General features: G+C 71.8%; 12 protein-coding genes. 9 read left to right on the top strand and 3 right to left on the bottom strand.

What is annotated here, in order from left to right; genetic code table 11:
* Positions 1-153: 153 nt before the first annotated feature.
* Both ACFWYS_RS44375 and ACFWYS_RS44370 read right to left on the bottom strand, forming a co-directional pair.
* The gene (locus ACFWYS_RS44375; protein WP_384782334.1) at positions 154-1242 is read right to left on the bottom strand and encodes a methyltransferase domain-containing protein; all 1089 of its coding nucleotides are present in this window, start codon (positions 1240-1242) and stop codon (positions 154-156) included.
* A gap of 114 nt (positions 1243-1356) precedes the next feature.
* The gene (locus tag ACFWYS_RS44370; RefSeq protein WP_384782326.1) at positions 1357-1848 is read right to left on the bottom strand and encodes a hypothetical protein; all 492 of its coding nucleotides are present in this window, start codon (positions 1846-1848) and stop codon (positions 1357-1359) included.
* 68 nt (positions 1849-1916) lie between these two features.
* On the opposite strand from ACFWYS_RS44370, the gene ACFWYS_RS44365 reads away from it, so the two are divergent.
* The 9 genes from ACFWYS_RS44365 to ACFWYS_RS44325 all read left to right on the top strand — a co-directional run bounded on the left by ACFWYS_RS44365 (position 1917) and on the right by ACFWYS_RS44325 (position 11350).
* Complete coding sequence (locus ACFWYS_RS44365) at positions 1917-2705, top strand: MBL fold metallo-hydrolase (RefSeq protein WP_384782324.1); 789 nt, start codon at positions 1917-1919, stop codon at positions 2703-2705.
* A gap of 97 nt (positions 2706-2802) precedes the next feature.
* Positions 2803-4026 carry a right-handed parallel beta-helix repeat-containing protein gene (locus ACFWYS_RS44360; RefSeq protein ID WP_384782323.1) on the top strand — a complete coding sequence of 408 codons (1224 nt, stop codon included), beginning with the start codon at positions 2803-2805 and terminating at the stop codon, positions 4024-4026.
* Between the two features lie 366 nt (positions 4027-4392).
* Entirely contained in the window at positions 4393-4761 is a 369-nt protein-coding gene (locus ACFWYS_RS44355) for a DUF485 domain-containing protein (RefSeq protein WP_384782332.1), read from the top strand.
* A gap of 2 nt (positions 4762-4763) precedes the next feature.
* A complete protein-coding gene (locus ACFWYS_RS44350) occupies positions 4764-6359 on the top strand; it encodes a cation acetate symporter (protein WP_384782330.1) in 1596 nt (531 codons plus the stop codon).
* 14 nt (positions 6360-6373) lie between these two features.
* A complete protein-coding gene (locus ACFWYS_RS44345) occupies positions 6374-6781 on the top strand; it encodes a (2Fe-2S) ferredoxin domain-containing protein (RefSeq protein ID WP_384782321.1) in 408 nt (135 codons plus the stop codon).
* Positions 6782-6866: 85 nt separating this feature from the next.
* Positions 6867-7037 (top strand): 50S ribosomal protein L32, encoded by a 171-nt coding sequence (gene rpmF, locus ACFWYS_RS44340; protein WP_384782319.1) that lies wholly within the window; start codon positions 6867-6869, stop codon positions 7035-7037.
* An 85-nt stretch (positions 7038-7122) separates the two neighbouring features.
* Positions 7123-8796 (top strand): LuxR C-terminal-related transcriptional regulator, encoded by a 1674-nt coding sequence (locus ACFWYS_RS44335; protein ID WP_384782317.1) that lies wholly within the window; start codon positions 7123-7125, stop codon positions 8794-8796.
* A 132-nt stretch (positions 8797-8928) separates the two neighbouring features.
* Positions 8929-10314: an FAD-binding oxidoreductase gene (locus ACFWYS_RS44330; protein WP_384782315.1), complete on the top strand. Its 1386-nt coding sequence runs from the start codon at positions 8929-8931 to the stop codon at positions 10312-10314.
* 34 nt (positions 10315-10348) lie between these two features.
* Positions 10349-11350 carry an LLM class flavin-dependent oxidoreductase gene (locus tag ACFWYS_RS44325; protein ID WP_384782313.1) on the top strand — a complete coding sequence of 334 codons (1002 nt, stop codon included), beginning with the start codon at positions 10349-10351 and terminating at the stop codon, positions 11348-11350.
* A gap of 52 nt (positions 11351-11402) precedes the next feature.
* On the opposite strand, the gene ACFWYS_RS44320 is transcribed toward ACFWYS_RS44325, so the two are convergent.
* Entirely contained in the window at positions 11403-12716 is a 1314-nt protein-coding gene (locus ACFWYS_RS44320; RefSeq protein ID WP_384782311.1) for a phytase, read from the bottom strand.
* Between the last annotated feature and the right edge of the window lie 103 nt (positions 12717-12819).

The raw sequence follows: 12819 nt of genomic DNA, 5'->3' as shown, positions 1-12819 counted from the left end.
TCTCCCTGCGTGTGTGCTAGTGAGAGGGGGGGGGGGGCGGCGCGCGGGGGGGGCGGGGGGGGGGGGCGGGGGGCGGGGGGGGGGGGGCGGGCGGGGGGGGGGCCGGCCGCGGGCCCCCCCCCGGGGCAGTTCCGTCGCCCCCCGCACGCCTCTTCAGGCCACGAGCAGGCGGAGGCCGAGTTCTGCCGCGTCGAGATCGACGAGGTCGCGGTTGTGCTCGGCCCACCGCCCCGAGGAAAGGTCGTCGCGGAGCCTGCTCACCGCCCGCTGCTCGGCCTGCGGCCCGACCCGGGTCCATACCGACACCGCACGGCGCACATGTTCGTCCAGGTACGCCTCGGGCCGGCGCCAGTGGGCCTCGAAGAAGCCGTCGGCGCAGTCCCACGGGATGAGCACCGGTTCCATACGGGCCCCGATCGCGCGGGCCAGCTGGTCCACCGAGGGCCGTCCGGCGACGAGGCCGGCGACCTCGGGCAGGTAGTCGCGAGTGAGCCAGAAGCGGTGACGCCAGCCGGTGTCACTGGCGTCGTGCGTGAACACCACCACGCGGCGGGCCACGCGCCGCATCTCGCGCAGGCCGGCGATCGGGTCGTGCCAGTGATGGACGGTGCTGAAGGCCATCGCCGCGTCGAAGGACTGATCCTCGAACGGGAGGCCCTCCGCGGCGGCTGCCACGCACGGCGCCGCGCCCGCGGGACGCTGGGCCCGCATGACCGCCGACGGTTCCACCGCGGTCACCTCGCGGTCCGGAGGCTCGTAGGAGCCGGTGCCGGCGCCGACGTTCAGTACCGTCCGGGCGTCCCCGAGCGCATCCCAGACCCTCGCGGCGATCCGCGGCTCGGTGCGTCGCGTCGCCGGGTACGCGGACCCGATGACTTCGTACAACTGCGCGCCGAGCACCTTCAGTTGTTCTTCCGGCGTCGTCCTCTTCCCCATGGCCCGTGCCTCCAGTTCTGCGTCTATCGCCGTCACCATGGCGGCAGCTCGGTCGCGCTGTTCCAGCAGCAGGCCGCGCAGCCGGTGCAGATGTGCGACCGCGTCGGTGGCCGGGTCGTCGACCAGACCCGCGATCTCGCGCAATCCGAAGCCCAGCCGCCGGTAGGCGAGCACCTCCCGCAGCCGCTCCACGTCGCGCGCCGAGTAGGCCCGGTATCCGGCCGCGGTCCGCGCGGATGGCCGCACGAGGCCGATCTCGTCGTAGTGATGCAGCGTGCGGACGCTCACGCCGGCCAGCTCGGCCACGCGCCCCACGGTCAGGTGTACCTCCACGCCACCGACAGTGCGGCATCACGCCACGTGAGGGTCAAGCGCTCCGCTGCTGGTACCGCGCGCGCCGGCTCCCGGCCCGCCCGGTCGTCAGGTCCGGCCCTCCTGCTCCTGTGCCACCTTCAGCGCGGCGGACGGGGCGGTCCAGCGCGCCCGTACGACGGTGAAGCCGGCCTGTTCGGCGTCCTGGCAGACCAGTTCGTCGTCGTCCACGAGAACCCGGATCTCCCGGGTGCGGGCAAGGCGGCGCAGGATCTCCAGCTTGGTGCGTCGGGCGGGCCTGCGGTCGTCGTTGCGGCGCATGTAGACGCGCCCTTCGGGCAGGCCGTGCGCCGCGAGCCAGTCGAGCGTGTCGCGCCGGCAGCGCTCGGGGCGCCCGGTCAGATAGCGGATCTCGCACTCCTTCGCGCACTCCAGCACCAGGGCGATGCCCTCCGTGATCGGCGGGTCCTGCGGGGCCGCCGCGAAGAAGCCGTCCCAGTCGCGCGGCTTGCGCTCCAGGAAGTGCTGGCGGTGTGCCGTGTCGGCGAGGGTGTTGTCCAGGTCGAACACGGCGAGCCGGAGTGTGCTGTTGTCGGTCACGCCTTCACCCTAGTCCGGCCCGGAAAATCGCCTTCCCACTCACAGGTGCGGGGCTAGGGTCCCATGTCATGCAACTGACAGTTCTCGGTGGGTGCGGTGCGTGGCCGACAGCGGCCCAGGCGTGCAGTGGCTACCTCGTCGAGTACGCCGGGTTCCGCCTCCTTCTCGACCCCGGGTATGCCACGCTGCCCCGTCTGCTCCAGCACGGCACCGTCGACGCGGTCGACGCCGTGCTGATCAGCCACGGGCACCCCGACCACTGCGCCGACCTCAATCCCTTGCTCCGTGCCCGCGGGCTCAGCGACGACCCGCCGCCGTCCCTGCCCGTCCACGCCCCACGCGGTGCGGTCGACGCTGTTCTCGCCCTGGACAAGCCGACCATGCTCGCCGAGGCGTACCGCCTCCATGAGTTCGACCCCGGCGACCGGTTCGGCATCGGGCCGTTCACCGTGGACACCTGGCTCCTGCCGCACTTCGTGCCCAATGCCGGTATTCGGCTCGCGACACCCGAGTCCGTGCTGGCCTACACCGGTGACACCGGCCCCAGTCCCGACATACCGCGCCTAGCACAGGGTGCCGATCTGTTCCTGTCGGAGGCCACGTACGTCCATCAGGTGCCGACCGCCGACGCACCGTACCTGCTGACCGCGCGACTGGCCGGCCAGTACGCCCACCAGGCGGGTGCCGCTCGGCTGATGCTCACTCACCTCTGGCCGGGCACGGATCCGGCAACCGCCCGGGAAGCAGCCGCAGAGGCCTTCGAGCACTCCATCGGTGTCGCCGCGCCTGGCCTCGTCGCGGACCTCGGCGACACGGTTCGGACGCTCGACCGGGTCGATCGGCACGACACCGGGTGAGACGAGCCCGCTGAAGGGTCCGATACCCCGGCAACCTCCGCGCCCCCGGCGGCCACTGCTGTGCGACACGGTACGCAGGCGGAGGCGGGAGGCCCCGATGGGCAGCACGGTGAGCGGCATGCGCGGTACGGCGATCTGGACGGCGGCGGCGATGGGCGCGGCGCTGCTGACGGTGTGGGGGCCGGCGAGCGAGGCGTACGGGGCGACGACGCTGGTCGTGGCGACCTACGGGAGCGACTCGGCGCCGGGCACCCTGGACCGGCCGTTGCGGACCGTGCAGCGGGCGGTGGACCTGGCGAGGCCCGGCGACGTCATCACCGTGCGCGAAGGCACCTACGCCCTCGCCGACAACATCACCATCACCACCTCGGGCACCGCCGCCCAGCCCATCACCCTGGGCCCCTACCAGGGCGAGCGCGTGGTCGTCGACGGTGAGCAGCTGCCCGCCAGTCACACGCCGGTCGGCGGCAGCATCCCGCGGGCGGAGCGCGGGGCGATCCACATGGAGGCCTCGTACTGGCGGATATCCGGCCTGGAGGTGGTCAACGGCCCGTACGGCGTCTATTGCGACGGTTGCAGCCACAACGTCTTCTCCCGGCTGTCCACGCACGACAATTACGAGTCCGGCTTCCAGCTCCAGGGATCGTCCGCCGACAACCAGATCCTGAATCTGGACAGTTACGGCAACCGGGACCCCCGTAAGAACGGCGAGAGCGCCGATGGCCTGGCCATCAAGGAGGGCAGCGGAACGGGCAACGTGGTGCGTGGCGCCCGTTTGTGGAACAACGTCGACGACGGCTTCGACGCCTGGAAGTTCACCTCACCCATTCTGATCGAGAACACGATCGTGTACGGCAACGGCTACAACCGCTGGAACTTCCCGGACTTCTCGGGCGACGGCAACGGCTTCAAGATGGGTGGCGGCAGCCCGGCCCCGGCGGTGGGCCACACCCTGCGCAACACGATCGCGTACAAGAACGCGGCGCACGGTGTCACCGACAACGGCAATCCCGGCGCCCTGGTCCTGACCCGCAACACGACCTGGGGCAACGCGGGCACCGGCTTCGACGCCGACGTCGCGGGCGGCACCGCCGCCCTCACCGCCAACCTGTCCCTCGCCGACGCACGCCCGGCGGCTGTCGGCACGGGGACGGTCTCCAACGGCAACTCCTGGAACCTGGGCGGCACTTGGGACGCCTCGGCAGTGCTCAGCACCGACCCGGTCGCGCTCACCGGCCCCCGCGCGGCCGACGGATCGCTGCCGTCGGCCCGGGGCTTCCTCGTACCCCGCAACGGCACGGCTGTCGGCGCCCGCTTCTGAGCCACCGGACCGGCCGCGCCCGCCGGGTCGAGTTTCAGACAGTCCGACCGAAAGAACTGGTCCGGACTATTTCCGGGAAGGCCCTTTTCGCAGGCCACGGAGGGCCGGTGAAAGGATCGTGAGCGGCGTGAACGCGCCATCGGAGTACGGTAATTCAGCGCCGCGGTTGATTCTTCAATGAGCCCGCTGCCATACTCCGGCTTCTGGCTTCGCCGCCGCTCACAGCCTCCCCACAACAAAGCCCGCGCTCCCGTATGTCCGGCATGCCGCAGCAAAGAAGGTGCGCCTGTGCCCGAGTTTTCACCTTGGCACGACAATTCTTTCACATACAGTCCCCCGAAAAATGAACCCGCGCCGGCCCGGCGCATATCCGAAGATCCCGAATTCCACGCATTGCGCCGCGCTCAGCGCAGGTTCGGCGTCCGTGCGACGGCCCTGTCCGTCGGCGGATTCCTGCTGTACGTGCTGGTGTCGCACACGGTCCCCTCTCTGATGAACGAGCGTCTGGTCGGCCATCTCACCCTCGGTCTCGCCCTGGGCCTCGGGCAGTTCGTCGTGATGGGCGTGACCGCCTGGGCCTATCTCCGCTATATGCGCACCCGTGTCGACCCGCTCGCCCGCGGCCTCGGCTCACGACTCGACCAGCACGAAGCGGGCTCGGCCCGCACCGCCGCGGCGCGCGGCGACGCCGGGCAGACCGTCCGGCCCGGCTCCAGGGGGTACCGCACGTGGTGACCATGTCCGAAGGCATCGTCGACCGGTTCAGCCTGCAGCTGACGTTCGTGCTGTTCCTGTCGGTGGTCGTGGTCACGCTGTTCATGGCGCTGCTGACGGCCCCTCAGCGCGACGAGATCAGCGAGTTCTACCTCGGCAACCGCACGATGTCCCCGCTGCGCAACGGCCTCGCCATGTGCGGCGACTACCTCTCCGCCGCCACCCTGCTGGGCAGTACCGGACTGGTCGCCCTCAACGGGTACGACGGACTGCTGTACCTGGGCGGCACGGTCGTCGCCTGGATGATGGTGCTGCTGCTCATCGCCGAACCCCTGCGCCGGGCGGGCCGGTTCACCCTGGGCGACACCCTCGCCCTGCGGCTGACCCGGCTGCAGCGGCCCGCGCGGCTCGCCCTGGCCGTGTGCACCCTCGCCATCACGACCCTGTACCTGGTGGCCCAACTCGTCGGCAGCATGGCCCTGCTGACCCAGTTCACCGGCGAACCCAGCGCCGGGACACGCACCCTGTGCGTGATCGTGATCGGCACCATCGTCATCGTGTACGCCGCCATCGGCGGTGCGCCCGGCGCCACGGTCATCCAGATCATCAAGGCCGTGATGCTGGTGGCGGGCGTGACGGTCACCGCGGTCATGGTGCTCCACCACTACGACTGGAACCCGGGCGCCCTGCTGGCCGCGGCGGCGGACCACAGCGGCACCGGCACCCAGTTCCTCGAACCCGGGCTGCGCTACGGCGTCAGCACCACCAGCAAACTCGACTTCTTCAGCCTGGAACTGGCGATCGTCCTCGGCCTCGCCGCACTCCCCCACGTACTGATGCGGCTGCTCGCCCCGCGCAGGATCGACGTCCTGCGCCGCTCCGTCGTCTGGGCGGTGGGCCTGGTCGGCCTGGTCTGTCTGGCGGCCGGCATCCTCGGCCTCGGTGCCACCGCCGTCGTCGGCCGGGAGACCATCGCGGAGACCGACCACAAGGGCGACTCCGCGGTCCTGCTACTGGCCAACGCCCTCGGCGGCGGCATCCTCACGGCCCTGCTGTCCTGCCTCGCCTTCGTCACGCTGCTCGCCGTCGCGGCCGGCCTCACCCTCGCCGCCGCCTCGTCCCTCGCCCACGACCTGTACGGCGAGGTGATCCGCAAGGGCCGCGCGAGCGAGACCGAGGAACTGATGGTCGCCCGGCTGTCCGCGGCCGTCATCGGCGTCCTCGCGATGATGCTGGCCCTGATCTCCTGGGGCGCCAACACCGCGACGCTCGCCTTCCTCGCCTTCGCCATCGCGGCGTCCGCGATCCTGCCGACGATCGTGTACACCCTGTTCTGGCGCCGCTTCACCGGCGAGGGGGCGCTGCTCAGCCTCTGGGGCGGTCTGGTCTGCTCGGTCCTGCTGGTGCTGTTCTCCCCGGTGGTCTCCTCCACTCCCGGCTCCTTCTACCCGGACGCCGACTTCGCGTGGTTCCCGCTGCAGAACCCCGGCATCGTCTCCATCCCGGCGGGCTTCTTCCTCGGCTGGCTGGGCACCGTGCTGGGCGATCGTCAGGGGCCCCAGGAGGACGCCGCCTACGCGGAGTTCGAGGTCCGGATGCTGGTGGGCGCCAAGGAGTAGGAGATGCTTCTCCCATGCCTACCCGTACGTTCCTGATCGGCGCCGCCCGCCAGCGCCCCTGCACTCTCGTCGTCTGCCGGGGCTGCTGTTGCGGAAACCAGAGCAAGCACCCCGGCACCGATCACGCCTGGCAGCTGGACCGGCTGCGCGCCGCGGGGGCCGAGCACGGGTTCCAGGTCCGTACGACGGACTGCCTGGGCCCCTGCGACCAGGCCAACGTGATCGTCGTCCAGCCGTCGGCCGCGGGGCGCCGGGCCGGCGGGCGGCCCACCTGGGTGGGCTTCGCGATGGACGACGACTGCACGGAGGAGATCGCGCGGTGGGCGGCCGCCGGCGGACCGGGTCTCGCCGATCCGCCCATCACGCTGGAGCTCCAGTTCATCCGGCCACCGCGGGACGCCCGGGTGCGATCACGCCGATGACCCCCGCCAGGCCCTCCCCTCTAATTGTTAATGGGATCCATTTTCATGTAGCGTCCTCGGTGTTCACCCACCGAGGAGGTCCGTCATGGCTGTCCCCAAGCGGAAGATGTCCCGCAGCAACACCCGCCACCGCCGCGCCCAGTGGAAGGCGGCCACCCCGCAGCTCGTGCCCGTGACGATCGGCGGCGTCCGCCACCTCGTGCCGCAGCACCTGGTGAAGGCGTACGAGCGCGGGTTCCTGCTCCCCGAGGCCTGACCGCCCGGCCCCTCCCGACGGCCCCGCCCTGCCTATCCTGGTGAGGGGCCGGTCCTGCTCGCAGTGCGCGAGAAGGGAGCCGCGAGTGACCGAGCGGACGATCGACAGGGCCGCCGCGGACACCTTGCGGCAGGCCAGGGACGCCGTCGCGCGTGAGGCGTGGGCCGAGGCGTACCGGCTGCTGGACTGCCTGGACCCCGCCTGTCTCACTCCCGACGACTGCGCCGCGTTCGCCGACGCCGCATGGTGGACGAGCCGGATCGAGGAGTCGATCATCCAGCGGATGCGGGCCCACTCCGGGTATGCGGCACGGGATGCGGCCCGGGAGGCCGGGCACATGGCCTGGCTGCTCTTCTACGAACACCAGCTGGCGGGACGCACCGCCGTGGCCGCCGCCTGGCTGCGCCGGGCGCGACGGCATCTGCACGGTGAGCCGGAGTGTGTCGAGCAGTGCTACCTCGCCTGGATCGACACGGAGGACGCCCAGCGGCGGGGCGCGTTCGACGAGGCGATGGCGGCGGCCCGGCACATGGCCGGGATCGCGCGGCGCTGCGACAGCCCGGATCTGCTCGCGATGAGCCTCCAGGCGCAGTCGGGCGTCCTGGTGGCGCAGGGCAGGGTCGGTGCCGGACTCGATCTCCTGGACGACGCCATGTGCTCGGCCATGGCGGGTGAGCTCAGCTCCTTCTTCACCGGCTGGGTCTACTGCCTGGGCCTCCAGCAGTCCATGGCCTGCGTCGACCTGGAACGCGCCGCCGAATGGAGCGACGCGGCGATGAGCTGGTGCGCGGCCATGCCCGCCGAGAACAACTTCCGCGGACTGTGCCGGGTGCACCGGGTGGAGGTGCTGGAGCTGCGCGGCAGCTGGGCGGAGGCGCTGTCCGAGGCCGAGCGCACCTGCCAGGAACTGCTGCCCTACGAGCGGCGGATGGCCGCCGAGGCGGTCTATCTGGTCGGCCAGATCCGGCGGCGGCGCGGAGAACTCGCAGCGGCGGAGGAGTCGTACGACCGCACCCACGAACTCGGCCGTGACCCGCAGCCCGGACTCGCCCTGCTGCGGCTGGCCCAGGGAAAGGCCGACGCCTCGGCCACCGCCCTGCAGCCGGCCCTCGCGACCGGGGCCGAGGCCGGCGGTCTTCAGCGGTGCAGGCTGCTCGCCGCCCAGGTGGAGGTCTGCCTGGCGCTGGACCGGACGGCCGAGGCGGGCAGGGCTGCCGAGGAGCTTCGGTCCCTGGCCCTCGACTGGCAGCGGCGGTGCGGTTCGGAGGCGACCTTGCTGCACGCGAGCGCGGCGACCGCGTCCGGCGCGGTGGCCTTCGCCGCCCGGGACCTGGACCGCGCGCTGCCGCTGCTGCGCCGGGCGCTGACGCTCTGGCTGGAGCTGCGGGTGCCGTACGAGGCGGCGCAGGTGCGGATGACCCTGGCCGCGGCCGACCGGGCCGCCGGGGACACGGAGGGAGCACGGATGGAGCTGCGGGCCGCCGAGCAGACCTTCCGGCAGCTCGGTGCCGTACCCGATGCGCGCCGGGCGGCGGCCCTGCTCGCTGAGGTGCGCCGACGGCAGCCCGGCGGGCTCACCGAGCGCGAGATCCAGGTGCTGCGGCTGGTCGCGGCGGGCCGCACGAACCGGGCCGTCGCCGCGGAGCTGGTGATCAGCGAGCACACCGTCGCCCGGCATCTCAACAACATCTTCGCCAAGCTCGACGTGTCCTCGCGGGCGGCGGCGACGGCGTACGCGTACCGGCACGGCCTCGCCTGAGGCACATGGGCCGTTCTGCCCACGCCCGGCCCGCCGGGATGGGCGATTCGGGCGATGAACCCGCCCCCGCTCTCCGCGTAGACCGGTGGTGTACCCCTTCCCCGACCCAGGAGCGGAGAGCAGGTGGCGGCCATGACCACCTACACACCGACCCTCGACGACAAACTGCTGGACCGGCTGCGCGGAGCCGTCCGCGGCGAGATCGTCGAGTCCGGCGACCCGGACTACGACGAGGCCCGCAGGGTCTACAACGCGATGCACGACAGGCGCCCGGCGATCATCGTCAGGGCCGTCGACGCGGGCGACGTCATCGCCACGGTCGACTTCGCCCGCGACCAGGGCCTGCCGCTCGCCGTGCGCGGCGGCAGCCACAGCGTCCCCGGCTACGGGACCTGCGACGGCGGGGTCGTCCTCGACCTCGGGCGCATGCGCGGGACCCGTGTCGATCCCGAGACCCGCACCGCCTGGGTCGAGGGCGGCTGCACCCTGGCGGACCTCAACCACGCCACGCACGCCTTCGGGCTGGCCACCACCGGCGGGGTCGTCTCCACCACCGGCGTGGGCGGCCTGACGACCGGCGGCGGCATGGGCTATCTGTCCCGCCGCTGCGGTCTGGCCTGCGACAACCTGGTCTCCGTTGACCTGGTGACGGCCGACGGGGCGTTCCTGACCTGCACGGACGAGCAGCACAGCGACCTGATGTGGGCGGTGCGCGGCGGTGGGGGGAACTTCGGCGTCGTCACGTCCTTCGCGTACCGGCTGCACCCCATCGCCGACATCCTCGGCGGACCCGTCTTCTTCCCGCTCGACGGCGACGTGATCCGCCGCTACCGGGAGCTGATCGACGAGGGGGACGAAAACCTCGGCGCACTGCTCGTCGTCGGGCTCGGTCCGCCCGTGCCGTTCCTGCCCGAGCGCTGGCACGGACGGCCGCTGTGCGGCGTGATCGCCTGCTGGACCGGCTCACAGGACGAGGACGACCGGATCCGGGACCGCCTCGCCGCGCTCGGACCGGTGCTGGGCCGGTACCTGGAACGCATTCCCTACCCGGTGATCAACACCCTCTTCGACGACCTGGTGCCGCCGGGGCTCTACCACTACTGGAAGGGCACGTTCACCCAGGACCTGTCGGACGGCGTCATCGAAACCTGCGTCGAGCACGGCGCCACCACCCCCTCCATCCAGAGCGTCACGGTCGCCTACCCGCTCGACGGCGCCGTCGGCCGGGTGGGGCCGCAGGAGACGGCCTTCTCCTACCGGGACGCCGGCTACTCGTTCGCGCTCAGCGGGACCCTCACCACGCGTGCGGACTGCGAGGCGCAGAAGGACTGGGTGCGCGGCTTCCACCAGGCGCTCGCACCGCACGCCATGGAGGGTGGCTACGTGAACTTCATCGACGGTGACGACCAGAACCTCGTCCGGGCCAACTACCGCACGAACTACGACCGTCTCAGGGACCTGAAGCGGCGCTACGACCCGGGCAACCTGTTCCGTCTGAACCACAACATCGCGCCCTGAGGAATCCTGCGGCTGCGGCGTTGTTGAACCCCATATGAGTTCCGTGATCGCGTCGACCCGCTTCTCCGTCCTCGACCGCTCCCGCACCCGGGAGGGCCACACCGACGCCGAGGCACTGCGCGACACGGTGACGCTGGCGCGGGAACTGGAGGATCTGGGCAGCTACCACCGCGTCTGGGTGTCTGAACACCATGGCGTACCCGGCGTCGCCGGTTCGGCGCCGACCGTGCTGGCCGCCGCCGTGGCCGGGGCCACGAGCAGCATCCGGGTCGGCACCGGCGGTGTGATGCTGCCCAACCACCAACCGCTGGTCGCGGCCGAGCAGTTCGGGGTGCTGGAGTCCCTCTTCCCGGGGCGGATCGACATGGGGCTCGGCCGGTCCGTCGGCTTCACCGACGGGGTGCGCAGGGCGCTGGGCCGGGACAAGGGGGACGCGGAGGACTTCGCGGCGCAGATCGAGGAGCTGCTCGGCTGGTTCCGCGGCACCTCGCCGACCGGCGTGCACGCGCGGCCCGCCGAGGGGCTGACCGTGCCGCCGTTCGTGCTGGCCATGGGCGAGGGCGCGGACATCGCGGCCCGCGCGGGGCTGCCGATGGTCATCGGGGACCTCAGGAACAGGGAGAGGATGCAGCGCGGGATCGATCACTACCGCGAGCACTTCCGGCCCTCCCCCTGGGCCGCCGAGCCGTACGTCATGATCTCCGGCACGGTCGCGGTGGCCGCCACACCCGAGGAGGCCCGGCGGCTGCTCGTGCCGGAGGCCTGGTCGATGGCGTACTCGCGCACGCACGGCACCTTCCCGCCGCTGCCGCCCGCCGAGCGCGTCGAGGCGCTCACGATGACCGGCAAGGAGCGCGGGTTCTACGAGGGCGGCCTCGCCGGGCACATCGCGGGCACGCAGGAGCAGGTCGCGCACGAGCTGGAGACGGTGCTGAAGGAGACCGGGGCGCAGGAGGTGCTGGTCACGACCAGTACGTACGACCGTGCGGCCCTGCTGGACTCGTACCGACGGCTCGCCCGGATCATCTACGCCTGATCCGGGCTCACCGTCGGCGGCCGCCCAGCCTGTGTCGCTCAGTCCGTGTCACTCAGTCCGTGTCGCGCGGGTCGAACGACTTGGTGTCGATCGTCAGCGGCTTCGGGAACGCGCCGGCCACCGACTCCCAGCCGGTGAACTTGAAGTCGGTGCCCTCCCGGTCCCCGTCCGCGGGCGGGGCCTCGCCGTCGTGGGTGACCAGCAGGCCCTTCGGGAAGGACCGGCCCAGCGGGACATTGACGACGGTGGATCCGTCGGAGTGCTGCACCCCGTCGGTGGCGGCGCTGTCGGTGACGGTGAAGGAGCCGAGGTAGGTGTTGCGGCCCTGGCGCTCGTACACGGCGAAGGTGTTGTCGCCCTGGCTGGAGGCGAGGAGGTAGCCCTTGCCGTCGGCGGCGTGGTAGATCGCGGCGCCCTCGGCGTCGGCGCTGAGGTGCTTGCCGCCGTAGCCGGGGTCGTGGGCGGTGTCGAGGACGCACTCCTCCTCGGCGTCGTACGTCCACGGCGTGCCGTACTCCCGCACCCGGTCGATCAGCTCGGGCCGCTCGAACTCCTCGTCGTCGAGGCCGACGCGCCACAGCCCGACGTCCTCCTGGGCGGCGTACAGGACGTGCTTCTCCTGGTCGACGACCATGCCCTCGACCTGCGCGTGGTCACCGGGGTCGGCGCACGGCGTCCAGCTCTTGCCGTTCGGCAGGGTGAAGGAGGCGGGCAGGTCGAGGGTGTCCTCGGTCCTGTAGCCGACGCGGCCGTCGCGGTCGACCAGCTGCAGCAGCCGTACCCGGGTCTCCGAGCGGCGCGACACCACGGCGTAGGCGTTGTCGTCGTCGCTGAAGGCGGCCAGGCCGTAGGCGGTGCGCTGGTCGTCGACCTCGGACTCGCTCGCGGAGAAGACCGGCGCTGCGTCGGCCGCCGTCACGTCCTTCAGCGGGGGCCGGCCCGCCGCCACGGCCGCCGGGTCGATCGCGTAGGCCCGCACCCGGTCCCGGCCGCGGTCGCTGACCAGGGCCAGGTCGGTCTTCTTGCCGCCCAGTTCGAAGCCGTAGACGACGTCGACGTTGTTGAAGCGGCCCGGCGCGCCGTCCTCGCCCGGTGCGGCGGGCGCGGCGATGTGCTGCAGCCGCTTGCCGTCGAGACCGTAGACGTCGAGTCCGGCCTCCTTGAGGGTGCCTATGACGAGGCTGCGGCCGGGGTCGTGGGGGTCGACCCAGACGGCCGGGTCGTCGGCGTCGGCGTTGCCGCCCGCCTCGTCGTCGTACACGGCGGGCGTCTCGACACGGGCGGAGACGGAGACCGGCTGCGGGGCGGAGGCGCCCGTGACCATCAGCAGCGCGGCGGTGAGAGTGCTCAGAGCGGAAGCGCTCACGATGCTCCTCGGTAGGAAGAGAGACTGGCGAGACGGTATGGGCGGCCGGTGTGGGTGAGCCGACGGCTTCGTGAACAACAGGTGGCTCGGACAGGTGTGCGCC

Source organism: Streptomyces sp. NPDC059010 (genome assembly GCF_042740355.1).
Lineage (GTDB): Bacteria > Actinomycetota > Actinomycetes > Streptomycetales > Streptomycetaceae > Streptomyces.
The sequence above is the reverse complement of the archived record's forward strand: the minus strand, read 5'-3'. Positions and strand labels throughout refer to the sequence as shown.